The sequence below is a fragment of the Bradyrhizobium sp. cf659 genome (assembly GCF_900113725.1).
Lineage (GTDB): Bacteria > Pseudomonadota > Alphaproteobacteria > Rhizobiales > Xanthobacteraceae > Bradyrhizobium.
Window position 1 is genome coordinate 97,213 of sequence record NZ_FOQJ01000002.1, and the last position, 17,650, is coordinate 114,862.

Genomic DNA, 17,650 nt, shown 5'->3' on the forward strand with positions numbered 1-17,650 from the left:
ACGACATGGCAACCGTTGCATCGCGCGCCGAGCTCGAATGCCTGCTGGAGGACGACGTCCCCTACGGTGATCTCACCACCGAGGCGCTGGAGATCGGCAGGGTCGATGGCGTCATGCATTTTGCCGCGCGGGCGCCGATGGTGCTGGCGCTCGCCGAGGATGCAGCCGGGATCATCGAGCTCTCTGGCTGCGAGGTGGAGCTGTTCGCCGCATCCGGCTCGACGCTGGAGCAGGGCGCGCCGATCCTTCAGGCGCGCGGTCCGGCTGCGGCGCTGCTGCGGAGCTGGAAGGTTGCCCAGACCTTGATCGAGATCTGGTCGGGTGTCGCCAGCGAGACCCGCGCCATTGTTGACGCGGCGAGAGCGGTCGCCCCGCACATCCCGGTCGCCTGCACGCGCAAGAACGTGCCGGGCACGAAGCGCTTTGCGGTGGCGGCGGTGAAGGCGGGCGGTGCCGTGATGCACCGGCTCGGCCTCTCGGAGACGGTGCTGGTGTTTCCCGAGCACCGCGCCTTCCTCGGTGAGCTGCCGTTGTTCGAGGCGGTCGGGCGATTGCGCCGGGCGGCACCGGAGAAGAAACTCGTGATCGAGGTGCAGACGATCGATGCCGCACTTGCCGCAGCGGTTGCCGGTTTCGACGTGATACAGGCCGAGAAGTTTTCACCGGCCGGGATCGCCGCATTGGTCAAGCGCGTGACTTCGATGGCCTATGCGCGCGCCCGTCCGACGATTGCTGCCGCCGGCGGAATCAATGCGGCGAATGCCGCGGCCTATGCAGCCGCCGGTGCCGATGTCCTGGTCACGTCATCGCCCTATCTGGCGAAGCCGAAGGACGTGCAGGTGCGGATCGCTGCAGCCGGACACGGGCTTCACGCCCTCAGCGCGCCACGAGAGGCACATAGTGTTCGAGTTCGGGATCCGGGAAATGGATGGTCCGGCCAAGTTCCGCCGAGCGATAGAGTCCCATGAGCATTTCCATGACGCCGACCCCGTCATCGAAGGTTTCCGCGGGGCTCATGCCTCGCCTGAATGCCTCCACCATATGGCGGTTCTCATCGGTGTAGCCGTAGATCCCGGCTTCGTCCTCGACAACCGGCATCAGACCCTGCTCGGAATTCTGCTTCTCGACGAGGTCCTCGCCCTCTGATCCGCGGATCGCGCGGGAGAGAAAGACCTTGAGGCCGGTCGAGAGCGAGGAGAACTCCATCGAATATTCGGGACCCAGCAATTCAAGCTGGATGCGCAAGCCGGCGCCGACATACGCCCATGAGGTTGTCGCCTCGATCATCAATTGATGCCCGTCGGCATCTTCCAACGTGAGCATCCCGCGCGCGAAATCTTCGACCGGACGTTTGGTGAAATCGACCCCCATTCGCGTCTTGAGGTCGGCGGCGTATTGGGGGCGCGTCCATTTGAGATTGGCCGTCGTGGCGCTGGCGCTGAGCAGCCGCAAGGAGTCGCGCTTTGCCCCGGGCGCGGTCAGCATGAAGCGTGCGACCTCGACTGAATGGCACATCATGTCGGAGAGCACGCCCCCTCCTTGTTTGTCGCCTTGCCAGAACCATGGCTCGTGCGGTCCTGAATGCTCCTCGGCGGCACGCGCGAGATAGGGGCGCCCGCTTCCGGGTACGGCTCGCCGCCAGATGATATCCTTGCCGCGCATCACCGCGGTCGAGAAAAGCTGGTTCTCCAGATAACCGTGAAGCAAGCTTGCATCTTCGACGAGCCTGCGCATTTCCCGTGCTTCGGCAAGCGTGCGGGCGAGTGGCTTTTCGCAGGCAATGGCGCGCAGGGGAGCCCCGGCCTTGGTCACGCGGTGGATCTCGCGCATGATGTCGAGACGGCTGTCGTTCGGCGTCAGCAGCCAAAGCGCATCGACCTCGCCGGACATGGACATCGCCTCGATACTGTCAAACACACGCGCCGGCCCGAGGCCGAGACTGCGCGCCTTGTCCGCGATGCGCGTGCGCCGCTCGGCAGAACGGCTGTAGACGCCGCCGACGCTGACGTTGCGCACGCCGAGCATGGATTGCAGATGGAACGCGGCGATGAAGCCGCTGCCGACGAGACCGACGCGCAGCTGTGGAAGTTCCGTGAGCTTCTGCATGTCAGAGACCTCCTTCAATGAAAATGCGGCGGTTCAGAGCGACGTTGGCGTTCTGCGTTGCCTGCCCGGGATCGCGGCCAGCAGGGCCTGTGTATAGGGATGCTCCGGTCGTTTCAGCAGATCTGCGGTTGGCCTGATCTCGACGATCTCGCCGAGGCGCATCACTGCGATCCGATCGCAGACCTGGGCTGCGACGTTGAGATCGTGGGTGATGAACAGCACCGCCAGCCGCAGCCGCACCTTCAATGTCTCGAGCAAGGCGAGCACCTGCGCCTGGACCGAGACGTCGAGCGCTGACACGGGTTCGTCGGCCACCAGCACCTCCGGGTCGAGCGCCAGCGCGCGCGCGATTCCGATCCGCTGGCGTTGCCCTCCCGAGAATTCATGCGGAAAGCGTCGTGCGGCACTTGGGTCGAGACCCACGAGCACGAGCAGTTCCTCGGCACGCGCGTAGGCCTGCGCCTTCGGGACGCCATGCGCGATCGGTCCGTCGGCGATAATCCGCCCGACGCGGCGACGTGGATTGAGCGAGGCGAAGGGATCCTGGAACACCATCTGGACGTGCTTGCGGGCATCCCGCAGGCGGGCCCCACGGGCCTCGGAGAAATCCAGATCGCCGATGCGGACCACGCCCGCGTCGGCGTCGGTAAGACGCATCACCAGCCGGCCGATCGTGCTCTTGCCTGAGCCGGACTCTCCAACCAGGCCAAGCGTCTCGCCGCGCCTGATTTCGAAGTGCACGTTCTTCACGGCTGCGACCTCGGTCTGCGAGCTGAACCAGTCGTTGCCACGATAGGTCTTCGCAAGTCCGGTCGCCGCGCAGGCGATCGGTTCGTTCTCGATCTCGGCCCGGACCGGCGGGGTCCCGCCGGGCACCGCGGCGAGCAGCCGACGCGTATAGGGATGCCGTGGGCGCTCGAGCACGTCCTCCATTGGCCCCTGTTCGACGACGCGGCCCTTCTCCATCACCGCGACGCGGTCCGCGATGTCGGCGACGACGCCGAAATCATGAGTGATGAACAGCACTGCCATGCCGCGCCGCTGCTGAATGTCCCGGATCAACCGAAGGATCTGCGCCTGTGTCGTGACGTCGAGTGCCGTGGTTGGTTCGTCCGCGACCAGGATCGATGGTTCGAGCGCGAGTGCCATTGCGATCATGGCGCGCTGACGCTGGCCGCCCGACAGTTGATGCGGGTAGCTGCGGATGATCCGCTCGAGATCGCGCATGCCGACCTCTTCGAGCAGGGCGCGCAAGTGGGCGTGCCGCTCGGTCGGGGTGAGCTGGCCGTGCGCCTCGAACGCTTCCATGATCTGGTCGCCGATCCTGATCACGGGATTGAGCGCCGTCATCGGTTCCTGAAAGATCATCGCGATGCGCCGCCCGCGCAGCGCCCGCCATTCGGCTGCCGGGAGGTTCAGCAGATCGCGTCCCTCAAAGTGAATGGCCCCTGCAACCGGGCGAATGGCCTGGGGCAGCAGGCCCATCACGGCAGAGGCGCAGACCGATTTACCGGAGCCGGATTCACCGACGACGCAGAGGATCTGCCGCGGATACAGGGCAAGTGAAACGTCCTCGACGGCAAAGGCACGATCCGCGCCGGCGGGCAGCGCCAGCGTCAGCCGCTCGATCGTCAGGATCGCCTCTGCCATCTCGCTCATGCTGTCCGATCCTACATCACGGTCTTTCTCATCCCGGTCACGCCGCCAGTGCGATGCCGTCCTTGCGATGGTCCGACGCGCCGAAGGCGACGCCCCTGGAAAGATCGACGTGCACGGCTTGACAACCTCCAAGCGGTTCGTCCGCCCAGACCACGCGATGACCGCGCGCAATCAGTTCGTCGGCAACAGCCCCGGGAATCGTGGGTTCGAGCGTCAGGGCGCCATCGAACGCAAAGCTGCGCGGCACGTCTGAGGACTGCTGAATGTCGAGCCCACGATCGAGCACGCCGCTCAGGATCTGCATATGTCCCGCCGCCTGGTATTGTCCACCCATCACGCCAAAGGCCATGATCGGCTTGCCACGCTGCGCCAGCAGACCCGGAATGATGGTGTGAAAGGGACGCTTTCGCGGCGCAATGGCATTGGGATGTCCTTCGACGAGGGAGAATCCCGAACCCCGGTTGTGCAGCAGCACGCCCGAGCGAGGGGCGTAGATGCCGCTGCCGAAGGCGAAGAACAGCGAATTGATGAAAGACACCATGTTGCCGTCGCGATCGGCGACGGCAACGTAAGCCGTGTCACGATGAACAGGCATGTCGAAATCCGCTGCTGCGCTGGCGCGCTTCCGGTCGATGGAGGAGCGCATTGCCGTGACTGACGCCTCCGAGAGCAGCGCGTCGACATCGAGCGGACGGAATGCCGGATCGGCTACCAGCGCGTCACGCTGCCGGTAGGCCGTCTTGGTCGCCTCGGCAAGGAAGTGTATGCGATCCGCCTCGCCGAGCGCCGGGTTGGCCATGTCAAAGCCGGCAAGGATGCGGGCGATCAGCAGCGCCGCGACGCCCTGTCCGTTGGGCGGGCATTGCAGGATTTGATGATCGCGGTAGTCGGCGCTGATCGGCTCAACGTATTCCGATCGGGCACTTGCCAGATCTTCAAGCTGCATCACCCCGCCCAGCGCCTTGAGCGTTGCGACGATGTCTTCGGCGACGGCACCTTCGTAAAATGCGGCGCGTCCCTCGCGTGCAATCCGGCGCAGCGTCGCGCCGAGTGCGGGATGACCGAGCCTGCTGCCGACGGCGGGCGCAGTGCCACCGGGCAGATAGACCGGTACGCCAGTCTGATGTCGTTCGATGCGATCGCCGTAGCGGGCCCAATCCAGTGCGGCGCGGGGCGTGACCACAAAGCCGGTCTCGGCCGCGCGGATCGCGGGCGCCAGAACCTCGTCAAGGCCCTTTGAACCATAGTCGGCAGAGAGGCGGCACCAGGCATCGACCGCCCCCGGAACCGTGACTGCATGGGGTGAATCGTCCGGGATCGACGCTAGCCCCCGTTGCCGAAACCAGTCGAGTTCGGCCTTCGCCGGTGCGCGACCCGAGCCGTTGACGGCGACAGGTTTGCCGGAGGCGGGAGCATAGATCGCAAAACAGTCGCCGCCGATGCCGGTCATATGCGGATCGATGACGCCCTGGAGGGCGATCGCGGCAATGGCGGCATCGACTGCATTGCCGCCGCCGCGCAGGATCTCGACCGCGGCGAGCGTGACGGCCGGATGAGAAGTCGCGGCCATGCCCCGGTCGCCCACCGCCAGCGAGCGTCCCGGCACCATGAAATCGCGCTGTCCCCAGCTCATGCCCTTCTCCGATTGTTGTTGTGGGGCCGCGTGGTGAGGGCTGCGGCGGCCGGTTCATCGCAAAGGATGTCGACGTTGCCGTGCAGGCGAAGCGCCGAGGCAGGACAAGCTGCCGTGATCGGACCCTCGATCGCGGCTGCGATTGCGGCTGCTTTCTCCGGTCCTCTGGCGACAAGGAGGATGCGCCGAGCCTCCAGGATTGTCGCGATGCCCATCGTGATCGCACGTTCGGGAACCGACGCCGGATCGGGAAAATTGATGGCATTCGCGATGCGGGTTGCTTCGTCGAGTCTGACCTCGCGGGTACGTGAGGCGAAATCCGAACCCGGCTCATTGAAGCCGATATGGCCGTTGGCGCCGATGCCGAGGAGCAGCAGGTCGATGCCACCGGCCGCCGCAATCTGCGCCTCATAGCGCGCGGCCTCGGCGGCGACGTCGTCGGCCGTACCATCGGGGATCCTTGCCCGACCGGCTTCCATATCCACATGCCCGAACAGATGCTGCTGCATATAGGCATGGAAGCTTCCGGGCGATTGGGGTGCGACGCCCACATATTCGTCGAGGTTGAAGCTTGACACCGTTCGGAACGAGATGAGGCCGGCGCGGGTCGCGGCGACAAGGCGGGCATAGAGCGGCGTCATCGTCGCTCCGGTCGCAAGACCGAGGGTAATCGGCTGCCGATCGTGCAGCCGGGCGATGAGATGTGCGGCTGCGCGTTCGGCGACGGCACTCACATTGCCGACAACCTCAATTCTCGGCGCGTGTTCTTTCATGCCGCGACATCTGCCGCCGCGGCGGGAAGCGCCAACGGGCCGGCATCCCTGCCGATGCCAAACTGCGAGCGATGCACGAGGTCGATCGCGCTGCCGATCGCGCCGATCAGTGTGGCACGATTGCCGAGCGCGCTCAGCTCGATACGAACAGGCTCGCGCATGCAGCGTCCCAGATGTTCGTCGATCCGGAGCTTCAATTCGGGTCGTGCGCCGATGCTGCCTCCCAGGATGATGATCTCCGAATCGAGGATGCTGTGCACGGCCAGGATCGCGGTCGTGAGAATCCGGCTGACCTCGTCGATCGTGATCCGTGCCGCCTCCTCGATTTCGAGCCGATCGAAGACATCGCGCACCGTGCTGCCGGGGCTGCCGCCGAGCCCGAGATAGCGTTCGACGATGCCGGCACTGCCGATGGCGGTTTCCAGGGTACCGAAGCGAAGGCCGCGCGCATCGTAGGGATCGCCCCCAAGCGGCAGGTAGGCGATCTCGCCGGCCGCCCCGCGTGCACCGCGCACGAGATAGCCGTCCGAAAAGATGCCCATGCCGATGCCGGTGCCGACTGCGATGAAGGCGAAACTGCGCGCCCTGCGGCTGTTGCCGCGCCAATGCTCCCCGATTGCCGCGAGATTGACGTCATTCTCGATGGTGACGTCGATCCCGAGCCGTTCGCGCAGCGCGGCCCTCACGTCCAGGCTATCCAGTCCGGGGATGTTGGGCGCGATGACGATGCTGCCCGACGCCGGGTCGACCATCCCCGGGCTTCCCATCACGCCGCCGCGCAAACGTTGCGCCGATACGGACGCATGCTGAAGCAGGGCATCCTTCATGCGCTCGATCTGTGCGACCACGGCAGCGCCGCCGTCGCTGGATGTCGGTTCGATGCTCTCGGCGACGATCTCACCGCGCAGATCGGCGAGTGCGATGTGCAGTTTCGTGCCGCCAAGGTCGATGCCCAGCACGAAGGCGGCGTCCGGCCGGAGCGCATAGGTGACGGCGCTTCTCCCGACGCTGCCCTGAATTTGGCCGTCCTCATGGACCCAGCCGTCGCGTTCGAGATCACGCATCACTTCGGAGATGGTCTGCTTGGACAGGCCCGTGCTGCGGGCGATTTCGGCGCGCGATACCGAGCGATCACGCAGCAGGCGCTCAACCACGAGGCGAACGGATTGCTGTCGCGCAACGGGCGATGAGGGGGCGTCTTGCATGAGCCTCGATCCAATTAGTCAATATGTCGAACTAATACATCGCTGAGCTTGCAGTCAAGGGGCGTAATTTGCGGATTTTGCCTGTCAATGAGCTGATATATTGTAACTTAATTGCATGCCCTAGGGCAATTTGTTCGGGATATTTACAAATTGGATTGGGCGTGCTTGTCTTGTCCTTCCACAGCAGAGCCTTGGACGAAGCCTTGGACGAAGCCTTGGGACGAAAGGAATTCCGTATGAAGCGGATGGGCACGGCGTTGGCGGCCATTCTGATGATCGCATCGGGCGTTGTCTCGGCGAGCGCCGCGACATTGCGGGTCGGCGTTCAGGACGATCCCGATGCGCTCGACCCGGCGCTCAGCGGCACGTACGCAGGCCGCTTCGTGTTTGCGGCGCTGTGCGACAAGCTCGTCGATATCTCCGCCGACCTCAAGATCGTGCCGCAGCTGGCAGAGGCATGGGAGTGGGCCGCGGACGGCAAGTCGATCACCTTTACGCTGCGCAAGAACGTCACGTTCCACGATGGCACCGCGTTCGATGCGGCGGCAGTCAAGTTCAATATCGAGCGCATGAAGACGATGCCGGATTCCAAGCGCAAGGCCGAGCTGGCGCCGATCGCGAACGTCGAAGCGCTTGCCGCGGACAAGGTGAAGTTCAACCTGTCGGAGCCGTTCGTTCCGCTGCTGGCCAATCTCAGCGATCGTGCCGGCATGATGGTCTCGCCCAAGGCTGCCACGGAGAAAGCCGGGGAATTTGCCGCCGCGCCGGTCTGTGCCGGTCCGTATCAATTTGTCGAGCGCAAGTCGCGCGACCTCATTCGCGTCAAGAAATATCCCGGCTACTGGAACGCTGCACAGGTCGGCTATGGCGAGGTCGTCTACTACTACGTTCCCGACTCGACCGTGCGGTTGTCGCGTGTGCGGGCGGGCGATCTCGATCTCGCAGAGCGCATCGCGCCGACCGATCTCAAGACCGTGCGCGACGATCCCAACCTTGCCCTGCATTCCGGCCAGGGACTTGCCGTCTCGCATTTGATGTTCAATGTCGGCGCGGGCGCGAAGGCCGATACGCCGCTCGGCAAGAACGCGACGCTGCGTCAGGCCTTTGAGCTGGCGATCGATCGCAATGTCATCAATCGCGTTGCCTTCAACGGCGAGTTCCTGCCGGATAACCAGATGATCCCGCCGTCATCTCCGTTCTACAATGGCGCGCGCAAGGCGCCGGCTCGCGACGTTGCCAAGGCCAAGGCAATGATTGCCGCCGCCGGGATGACTCGCGTGCCGGTCGAGATCCAGTACGAGAATACGGCCGGCGATTCCCGGGTCGCACAGATCATACAGTCGATGGCGGGCGAGGCCGGTTTCGACGTCAAGCTGCTGCCCATGGAAACGGCCACTGCCATCGAGCGCTACATGAACGGCAACTTCGAAGCCTATATCGGCAACTGGAGCGGCCGCGCCGACCCGGACCCGACGCTGGTCGCCTTCTTCAGCTGCACGGGCTCCCAGAACGTCAACAAATATTGCAACAAGGATCTCGATGCGATCCTGAACCAGGCCCGGGGCGAGGCTGACGAAGCCAAGCGCAAGGCGCTCTACGCCAAAGCGACGGACATTTACCTGACGGCGCTCTCGTCGATTCCCCTTCATCACCCGAACTGGTTCTTTGCGGCCCGCAAATCGGTCGGCGGCATCGTCATGGTGCCGGACGGTCTCTTGCGTTTGGTCGGCGTCAGGCCGGTGAATTGATGCGCAACGCCTCGCGCCCGCCGACGCGCTTGCCCTGGTGAGGACCAGTCTGCCCCGATGAAGACCCTGCTTCTGCGCCGGCTTGCCGTCCTGCTGCCGACCCTGTTGCTGGTGTCGATGATGGTGTTCGGTCTGCAGAAACTGCTACCCGGCGATCCTGCGCTGGCGCTCGCCGGAGAAGAGCGTAATCCCGAAGTCGTCGAGTATCTTCGGCAGAAGTATCGCTTCAATGACCCGATCCCGGTGCAATACGCCGTCTGGCTGAAAGCCCTGGTGCATGGCGACTTCGGCACGTCGGTACGCACCCGATTGCCGATCGGCACCATGCTGGCGGAAAAATTGCCGGTGACCATCGAGCTCGCGATCCTGTCGATGCTGGTCGCGCTGCTCGTCGGGTTGCCGATCGGGATCTTCGCGGCGCTGGGGCGCGGGACGCCCTTCGACTACGGTGCCAGTCTGTTCGGGCTTGCCGGACTGTCGATCCCGCATTTCTGGCTGGGGATCATGCTGATCCTTCTGTTCTCGGTGAATCTCGGCTGGCTTCCGGCCGGAGGTTTTGTTCCGCCGTCCGAAAGCGTGGGAGGCAACCTGCTTTCGATGCTGATGCCCGCTCTGGTGCTCGGCACGGGCACCGCTGCGATCATGATGCGCCATGTCCGCAGCGCGATGATCGAGGCGATGAAGCAGGACTACGTGCGCACCGCCCGCGCGAAGGGCGTCCGCGAAAGCACCATCGTGCTGCGTCATGCGTTGCCGAACGCGCTGACCCCTGTGGTCACGCTGGGCACGCTGCAATTTGGCGAATTGCTGGCCGGCGCGGTGTTGACGGAGCAGGTCTTCTCCATCCCGGGTTTCGGCAAGATGGTCGTCGACGGCGTGTTCAGCCGCGATTATGCCGTGGTTCAGGCGGTCGTGCTCTGCACGGCGGCCTTATTCCTCCTGATGAGCCTGATTGCCGACGTCGCCTATGTGCTGCTCAATCCGAGGCTCAGGCCATGAGCTCGATTGAGACGGCACCGGTCGCAAGCCAGGCGCGCGCCGCCGCTCCTTCGGAAGTCCGTCGCCTGTTGCGCGAGCCATCCGCCGTCATCGGGGCCACGATCATTCTGTTCTTCGTCGTGCTGGCGATGTTTGCCTCCTGGATTGCGCCGTACGATCCGAACGCGCCGGACTGGATGGCGATTCGCGCGGCACCCGGTGCGGCGCACTGGTTCGGCACCGACGATCTCGGCCGGGACGTGCTGTCGCGCGTGATCTTCGGCACGCAGGCCTCGCTTGCCGCCGGTATGATATCTGTGACGGTCGCGGTGCTGATCGGCCTCCCGTTTGGTCTCATCGCCGGCTATTTCGGCGGCCCCACCGACATGGTGATCTCGCGCCTCGCCGATGCGCTGCTCGCTTGCCCCTTTCTGGTGCTGGCGATTGCGCTCGCCGCGTTCCTGGGCCCCAGCCTGCAAAACGCGATGATTGCCATCGGCATTTCCGCCGTGCCGGTCTTCGTTCGTGTCGCGCGTGCCGAGACGCTGGTTGTCTGCACCGAGGATTACATCGCGGCGGCCCGGTCCCAAGGCCTCGGCCATATCGCCATCCTGACCGGACAGGTTCTGCCGAACGTGCTCGCGCCGACGATCGTGCAGGCGACGCTGACCATGGCGATTGCAGTTCTCGCCGAGGCGAGCCTGGCCTTTCTGGGACTTGGCCAGCTTCCTCCGGCCCCGTCATGGGGCGCCATGCTTGACGTTGCCAGGCAATTTCTCGGCGAGGCGCCGTGGATGGCATTCTGGCCCGGGCTCGCGATCATTGCGCTCGTCATCGGCTTCAACCTGATGGGTGACGGCCTGAATGATGCGCTCAATCCCAGGCAGTAGATCGAAGGCGCTGCGATCTTCGATCTGCCGGCCTTGAATTGCTGGAGAGCCGTTGATGACCGCCGTGCCCAGGCCCCGGCGGCGATCCCGTCCCACAATGTCCGGATCCGTCATTGCGAGCGGAGCGACTTGTCCGCTGAAGCTTTAGCGAAGGCGGAAGCAATCCAGACTGCCGTCGCGGAAAGACTCTGGATTGCTTCGCTGCGCTCGCAATGACGATGTGGGAAGAGCGTGCGCCACTCCATCACCGTCACCCCTGCGCAACGGCGAAGCCGTTGTCGCTGGAGGTGCGAGCATGGGACGCGTTGCGTCCCATGCTCGCACCTTAGGATGGATTTAAGAGCGTTGCGAACTCGCAAAGACGACGGTGAGAAAGTGTTCCGCCCTCAGCTCCGATACCAGCTCCCCAGATTCCACGTCGTGACGTCCCAGCCCGAGATGTCGGTCATGAGGCTGTTGACGGCGCCGCCGACGATGTTGCGCGAGAGCAGCGGCACGAGCACGTTGGCTTCGCAGAAGATCTCGTTGACCTTGATCAGCAGTGCGGCGCGCTTGACCGGATCGAGCTCGTTTTGCGCGGCCTTGTAGGCCTTGTCGGCTTCGGGATCGGACCAGCGCGAGACATTGCGGCCCAGCCACTTGTTCTCCTTGGTCGATATCTCCCAGGAGACGCACTGGTTCAAAAACCGCTCCGGATCGGGCTGCGGCTGCGTCGTGTTGTACATCTCCATGTCGCAATAGAGCTTCGAGTAGGTGTCGGGGTTGCCGACGTCGGACGAGAAGAACACCGACGCGGTGACCGATTTGATCTCGATGTCGATGCCGGCCTTCTGGCAGGCCTGCTTGATGATGGCCTGCGTCTTCTGCCGCGGGGCGTTGATCGAGGTCTGGAAGACGTATTTGAGCTTCTTGCCGTCCTTCTCGCGGATGCCGTCCGCGCCCATCTTCCAGCCGGCCTCCTCGAGGATCTTGTTCGCCTTGTCGATGCTGAACTCGTATTTCAGCTTGCTCGACTTGAACTGGCTGGGCTGATTGACGAAGCTTGCCGTCGCGACGGCGGCGCGGCCGTAAATGAATTTCTGGATGGCCTCGCGGTCGATCAGCAGGTTGAACGCCCGGCGCACGGCCGGATCGGACAGCGTCGGATGCTTGGTCTTGGCGTTCGAGCGCTCGCCGTCGACCTCGGTCCACGGGTCCGTGGTGTTGAGGATGATGAACTCGACGCCGCCTGAGAGCGTGAACTCCACCTTGCCTTTCCCGCTGGCCTCCATGCGCTTGAGGACCTCGTCCTCTACCAGCAGGTTCCAGGCATAGTCGTATTCACCGGTCTGGAGCACGGCGCGCGCCGCGGAGACCGCATCGCCGCCACCCTTGATCTCGATCGTGTCGAAATGCGGCTGGTTCTTGACGTGATAGTCGGGGTTGCGTTCGGCCGAGAGCAAGTCGCCCGGCTTGAACTCGACGAATTTGTACGGGCCGGTGCCGACCGGCTTCAGATTGCCCGGCGCATCGCGCGACTTTGCGCCGGCATAGTCGCCGAAATGATGCTTCGGCAGAATCTGGCCGACGGAGCCGACAAAGGGGTCGGCCCAGAACGGGGTCGGGGCCTTGAAGATCACCTTGACGGTGTGGTCGTCGATCTTCTCGACCTTGATATTCTGGTAGGATCCCGTGGTGTAGGCGGCGGTCGCCAGATCCGCGGCGTATTGCCAGGTGAAGACGACGTCGTCGGCGGTGAAGGGCTTGCCGTCATGCCACCTCACGCCCTGCTTCAGCTTCCAGGTCACGCTGGTGCCATCCGGCGAGAGGCCGCCGTTCGCCTTGGTCGGAACCTCAGCGGCGAGGCAGGGGATGAGGTTGCCCTCCTTGTCCCAGCCGGCAAGCGGCTCGAAGAAGATGCGCGAGGCGACCTGGTCCTTGGTCCCGATTGCGAAATGCGGATTGAGCAGGGTGGGGGCCTGCCAGATCAGGATCTTGAGCGGGCCGCCGCCGCCGGCCTTGGTCGGCTTGTATGGCAAGGTGGCATCCGCCATCGCGACGTCGTTCCAGAGCAGGATCTGGCTCGCAACGGGCGCCGCGATCCCGACCGCGGCCAGTGTCCGGATGAACGAGCGCCGCGACAGCGTGCCGTCCTTCACCTCCGCGATGGCCTTGCGGATTTCGTTCTCGTTCATCGGATGAGCTCCACCTTCGCAAAGAAAAGTCGTCCCCGGCAACCCATCATGTTTCATCATGGACGAGGCGGCAATGCCGACAAGGCGGGGAACGCCTGCGGCGAAATGACGAACGCGCATCTGTCAAAGCCGTGGTCTCGGCCGTCGCGTCGCCGATCGGGGATCGTCGATCTCCACGAGATGCGCGTTCGCGGACGATCGGCTGCGTCCCCCGAACATGGCCCGGCTCTTGCCCGCGAGTATGATGGATTGGTACAAACATCATACTCGGAGGGGCGGCGTGGTTCAGTCAGGTGGTGTCGCGAGGCGGGCGTTCGGGCCCGGTGTGCTGTTCGGCGGGCTGATCGCCGCCAACATCGCCGCATGGGCCTTCGCCTTCGCCGTGTTCGGCGACCGGCCCGCGGTGATGGCGACCGCGCTGCTCGCCTGGGTCTTCGGCCTGCGCCACGCCGTCGATGCCGACCACATCGCCGCGATCGACAACGTCGTGCGCAAGCTGATGCAGGCGGGCGATACGCCGCGAAGCGTCGGCCTGTATTTCGCGCTCGGCCATTCCACGGTCGTCTTGGCCGCCACCACGCTGCTCGCGCTCGGCGTCGTCAGCCTCGGCGGCGACGGCCTGCTGAAGGAGATCGGCTCCCTGATCGGCACCTCGGTGTCGGCGCTGTTCCTGCTCGTGATCGCGGCGATCAATCTCGCCATCTTCGCCGGCCTGTGGCGAACCTTGCGCGAAGTGCGCGAGCAGGGCATCCATGACGCCGCGCAGCTCGATGCGCTGCTCGCTCATCGCGGATTGCTGACGCGCTTGCTCGGTCCGATGTTCCGCCTGGTCGCAAAGCCCTGGCACATGTACCCGCTCGGGCTCTTGTTCGGGCTCGGCTTCGACACCGCGACCGAGATCGGCCTGCTCGGCATCTCCGCCACCGAAGCCGCGCACGGCGCCTCGCTCGCGCATGTGTTGGTGTTCCCCGCCCTGTTCGCCGCCGGCATGGCGCTGGTCGACACCGCCGATTCCGCGCTGATGGTGAGCGCCTATCGCTGGGCCTTCGTCGATCCCTATCGCAAGCTCTGGTACAACCTCACGATCACCGGCGCCTCGGTCCTGGTCGCGCTGTTCATCGGCGGCATCGAGGCGCTGGGGCTCATCAGCGACCGGCTCGACCTGTCCGGGGGCGTGTGGGCGCTGGTCGAGGCCGTCAACGACTCGTTCGCCAATTTCGGCTTCGCCGTGATGGCGCTGTTCGCGCTCGCCTGGCTGGTCTCGGTCGTGACCTATCGCCGCATGTCCGCCGGCGACCGGCGACGCACGCCGGATGTGCTCCGGAGCGTCGATGCGACCGAGGTGGTCTAGACGCACGACGCTGCGCTCGCCGAATTTGCGGCATCCTATCCGTCGTAATGGTCCGGTCCCATCGCCCAGGACGTTTGATCATGGTCGAAGGCGTAATTCCGGTTGGTGACGGCAGGATTGCGATTGACCATCGGCCGCATGAACATCGGATGGGTCGCGCTGCGCACCTCGTGCTCGACTGTGAACAGCTTCTTGCCGCTGTCGAGATCGACGATGTCGCAGAACCGGTACTGGTATTGATTGTCCTCGCGGGAGATCAGGTCGCGTGCGAGCAGCTTGCGGTACGGGCCGGAGAAGTCGGTGATGTACATCTGCACATGGTGCCCGTCATAGTCGGGTTGCTGCCGGTCGCTCTCGCGAAACAGCAGGTGCTGGTCGCGGCCGGTCTTCACCGCCGCAACCGTGCCGTCGCCATTTCGCAAAGCCGCGGGCATGCCCATGATGTCAGGATAGAAGGCGCAAATCGCCGGCGCCGTTCCGACCGGCACCTCGAATTCGACATAGGGGATGCCGAGCGTGATGCGCCCGAAGCGCGTAGCGTCCGGTTCATGGACGCGTATGCGGTTGCCCCACGGACAGACGACCTCGACATGGACGTTGTGCTCGGCGAATGTGAATGCCGTCCCCTCGAGCTTCTTCGCGACCGATGCCAATCGCGCCAGCAGCGCCTCGCGTCCCTCGATGACGAGGCCGGTATGGCCGCGCAGCACCTGTGGCCTGCCGCTCGGCAGATGAAACTGGCTCCGCCCGGCGTTGATCCACATGTTGCTGTCGGACACCATCAAATAGGGATCGCGGGTGAGCCCGAGTCCCGTGACGTAGAATAACGTCGCCAGGCGCTGATCCGGGACCTGGATGTTGACGTGCTCGAAATGGATCGCGTTGCCGAGATCTTCAGCGGATCGATCGAATTGTTGCGGCATGGCTGCGGCTCTGGGTGTGGGACGGACGGGCCATAGTAGAGCAGAACGTCGGCCAGTCGAACCATCGGGCGATCACATCTGCTGAAAGAGGCATGCTGTCAGCCACCTTGCCCCGGCAACCAGTCCCTGTAATCTGGCGGGAAGACATCAAGGAAAGGGTCGATGGGGGGAGTTCTGGAAGGCGTGCGCGTCCTCGATTTCGGACGCTATATCGCAGGGCCCTATTGCGCGACCTTGCTGGCCGAATTCGGCGCCGAGGTCATTCGCGTTGAAAAGCGCGACGGCAGCGAGGATCGCTTCGTGGCGCCGGTCGGCGAGGGCGGCGAAGGCGCGCTATTCCTCCAGGTCAACCGCAACAAGAAGTGCATTACGCTCGATCCGATGAAGCCGGAGGGGCAGGAGGTGATGCGCCGCCTGGTTGCGACCGCGGACGTGGTCGTCGCCAACCTGCCGCCGCAGACCCTGCGCGCGATGAAGCTCGATTACGACTCGCTCAGGACGATCAAGCCCGACATCATCCTGACGACGGCAACGGCATTCGGCGGGCCGGGGCCCTGGTCCGACCGCGTCGGCTTCGACGGTGTCGGGCAGGTCATGTCGGGTTCGGTGTACATGACCGGCGCCGGCGATCCGCCCTACCGCGCCGCGGTCAACTGGGTCGATTTCGGAACCGCGCTGCACTGCGCGTTCGGAACGCTCGCCGCGCTGATGGAACGTGCGAAATCCGGGCGCGGGCAGATCGTCGAGGGCGCGTTGCTGGCCACCGCTCTGTCCTTCACCAATGCCACGCTGATCGAACAGGCCGTCATCAACGTCAACCGCGTTCCATCAGGCAATCTCGGCCAGACCGCAGCGCCGGCCGACATCTACCGCACCAGGGACGGCTGGGTGCTGTGCCAGGTCACCGGTCATCCGCTGTTCAAGCGCTGGGCGAAGCTGATGGGCGAGGAGGACCAGTGGCTGAACGATCCGCGCTTTGCCGACGATATCAGCCGCGGCAACAACGGCCCCGTCATCAGCGAGCGGATGGCGCGCTGGTGCGCCGAGCGCACCACGCAGGAGGCCGTCGACACGCTGGGCAAGGCCATGATTCCGACCGGGCCCGTGCTCAGCCCGCAACAGGCGCTGGATCATCCGCACATTCGCGCCGCAGGCTTCATGCAGGACGTCGATTACCCCGGCTTGCCGAAACCCGCGCCGGTGGCGCGAGCCGCCGTGCGGCTGTCGGAAACGCCGGGTGACGAGCCGCCCGCCGACACTCGGCGAGCATACCGATCGTGTCCTCGCGGAGCTCGGCTATGACGCAGCCGCGATCGATGCACTTCGGCAAGGTGGCATCATCTAGCTGATGTCGGGCGGCGGCAGTACTGGACCGCCGCCTGAAACATCCAGGCGACGATCCAGTGCGAGCTAAACGAACTTGGGGAAGTTGTAAGGCCGCAAGCAACGCTAACCCGGCCGGGGCAAACGCTTCAAGTTTCGTAGTGTTGCTCCGGCAAGAGATTCATTGCGGCGGCCGACAAATGGCCACAGTTGGAACGCCGAAGATCTCGAATGCGTCACCGCCCATTCGCAAGTGCCAGCGCGGCCTTCACCGCGTTCTCCAGAATCTCCTCCGACAACTGTCTGTCGCTCACGGCGCGCGACAATTGCAGCGCGCCGACCATGGTCGCGTAGACTGAAATCGCGCGTCGCCGACGCTCCGCAGCTGAGCCATCCGGAATCTGCGCCGCCATCAGCGCGATGATGTCGGACATCTTTCCGGTAAAGGCATCGCGCGTCGTCCTCGGATGCCGCGCGATCTCGGAAACCAGCGCCGCGGTCGGGCAGCCCGTCGCCGCGCGGTCGCGATGGCGCGGGGAGAGGTAGTCGCGGATCGTGGTCTCCACCGCGATGCTGTTTTCGAGATTGTCCTTGTGCCGCTGCTCGCGCCGCTGCAGCGCATCCAGCAGCACCGCGCGCACCAGATCCTCCTTGGATTCGAAGTGCGTGTAGAAGGCACCGTTGGTCAGGCCGGCCTCGGACATGATGCCGGCGAGACCAACGGCGGCGATGCCGCTCTCGCGGAACTGCGCCGAGGCGACGTCGATGATGTGCCGCCGCGTCGCGTCCCGGTGCCCCTTGTCGTACCGCGCCAATCGCGCCTCCTTGGGAGCCGATGCCCACCCCGGCCAACGAAATCGTGAGGAGGGGGCTATTGAATTATGATC

The 17,650-nt window shown here is 64.6% G+C and carries 13 protein-coding genes and 1 pseudogene; 6 read left to right on the forward strand and 8 right to left on the reverse strand.

All coding sequences use genetic code 11. From position 1 onward, the window contains the following. The first annotated feature begins 5 nt into the window (after positions 1–5). Positions 6–968 carry a ModD protein gene (gene modD / locus BM118_RS09545; protein ID WP_092184586.1) on the forward strand — a complete coding sequence of 321 codons (963 nt, stop codon included), beginning with the start codon at positions 6–8 and terminating at the stop codon, positions 966–968. Here modD and BM118_RS09550 read toward each other — a convergent pair. The 5 genes from BM118_RS09550 to BM118_RS09570 are packed head-to-tail and all read right to left on the reverse strand — an operon-like array spanning position 877 to position 7,376. Then, entirely contained in the window at positions 877–2,106 is a 1,230-nt protein-coding gene (locus BM118_RS09550) for a Gfo/Idh/MocA family protein (protein WP_092184588.1), read from the reverse strand. The genes modD and BM118_RS09550 overlap by 92 nt on opposite strands. Before the next feature lie 33 nt (positions 2,107–2,139). Next, complete coding sequence (locus BM118_RS09555) at positions 2,140–3,756, reverse strand: ABC transporter ATP-binding protein (protein ID WP_177234280.1); 1,617 nt, start codon at positions 3,754–3,756, stop codon at positions 2,140–2,142. 46 nt (positions 3,757–3,802) lie between these two features. Beyond that, positions 3,803–5,398 carry a gamma-glutamyltransferase gene (ggt, locus tag BM118_RS09560; RefSeq protein ID WP_092184592.1) on the reverse strand — a complete coding sequence of 532 codons (1,596 nt, stop codon included), beginning with the start codon at positions 5,396–5,398 and terminating at the stop codon, positions 3,803–3,805. Beyond that, a complete protein-coding gene (nagB, locus tag BM118_RS09565; RefSeq protein WP_092184594.1) occupies positions 5,395–6,171 on the reverse strand; it encodes a glucosamine-6-phosphate deaminase in 777 nt (258 codons plus the stop codon). The genes ggt and nagB overlap by 4 nt, the downstream gene beginning before the upstream one ends. Further along, positions 6,168–7,376 carry an ROK family transcriptional regulator gene (locus BM118_RS09570; RefSeq protein WP_092184596.1) on the reverse strand — a complete coding sequence of 403 codons (1,209 nt, stop codon included), beginning with the start codon at positions 7,374–7,376 and terminating at the stop codon, positions 6,168–6,170. The genes nagB and BM118_RS09570 overlap by 4 nt, the downstream gene beginning before the upstream one ends. Positions 7,377–7,612: 236 nt before the next feature. Here BM118_RS09570 and BM118_RS09575 point away from each other — a divergent pair, with 236 nt between their 5' ends. From BM118_RS09575 to BM118_RS09585, 3 genes are read left to right on the forward strand one after another with little or no spacing between them, the layout of a single operon-like run. Beyond that, positions 7,613–9,124, forward strand: coding sequence for an ABC transporter substrate-binding protein (locus BM118_RS09575; protein WP_092184598.1), 1,512 nt, complete (start codon positions 7,613–7,615; stop codon positions 9,122–9,124). A 57-nt stretch (positions 9,125–9,181) separates the two neighbouring features. Beyond that, the gene (locus tag BM118_RS09580; protein WP_092184600.1) at positions 9,182–10,123 is read left to right on the forward strand and encodes an ABC transporter permease; all 942 of its coding nucleotides are present in this window, start codon (positions 9,182–9,184) and stop codon (positions 10,121–10,123) included. Then, positions 10,120–10,992, forward strand: a complete 873-nt coding sequence (locus tag BM118_RS09585) for an ABC transporter permease (RefSeq protein WP_092184602.1) — start codon at positions 10,120–10,122, stop codon at positions 10,990–10,992. The genes BM118_RS09580 and BM118_RS09585 overlap by 4 nt, the downstream gene beginning before the upstream one ends. A 386-nt stretch (positions 10,993–11,378) precedes the next feature. Here the strand turns inward: BM118_RS09585 and BM118_RS09590 are convergent, their stop codons facing one another. Further along, positions 11,379–13,166, reverse strand: a complete 1,788-nt coding sequence (locus tag BM118_RS09590) for a peptide ABC transporter substrate-binding protein (RefSeq protein ID WP_177234159.1) — start codon at positions 13,164–13,166, stop codon at positions 11,379–11,381. A gap of 244 nt (positions 13,167–13,410) precedes the next feature. Between BM118_RS09590 and BM118_RS09595 the strand changes: the two genes are divergently transcribed. After that, complete coding sequence (locus tag BM118_RS09595; protein WP_244550118.1) at positions 13,411–14,517, forward strand: HoxN/HupN/NixA family nickel/cobalt transporter; 1,107 nt, start codon at positions 13,411–13,413, stop codon at positions 14,515–14,517. A 35-nt stretch (positions 14,518–14,552) separates the two neighbouring features. Here the strand turns inward: BM118_RS09595 and BM118_RS09600 are convergent, their stop codons facing one another. After that, positions 14,553–15,440 carry a VOC family protein gene (locus BM118_RS09600; protein WP_092184606.1) on the reverse strand — a complete coding sequence of 296 codons (888 nt, stop codon included), beginning with the start codon at positions 15,438–15,440 and terminating at the stop codon, positions 14,553–14,555. A 162-nt stretch (positions 15,441–15,602) separates the two neighbouring features. On the opposite strand from BM118_RS09600, the pseudogene BM118_RS09605 reads away from it, so the two are divergent. Then, positions 15,603–16,785: pseudogene (locus BM118_RS09605) on the forward strand (CaiB/BaiF CoA transferase family protein). 214 nt (positions 16,786–16,999) lie between these two features. On the opposite strand, the gene BM118_RS09610 reads toward BM118_RS09605, so the two are convergent. Then, positions 17,000–17,578 (reverse strand): TetR family transcriptional regulator, encoded by a 579-nt coding sequence (locus BM118_RS09610; RefSeq protein WP_092184607.1) that lies wholly within the window; start codon positions 17,576–17,578, stop codon positions 17,000–17,002. Between the last annotated feature and the right edge of the window lie 72 nt (positions 17,579–17,650).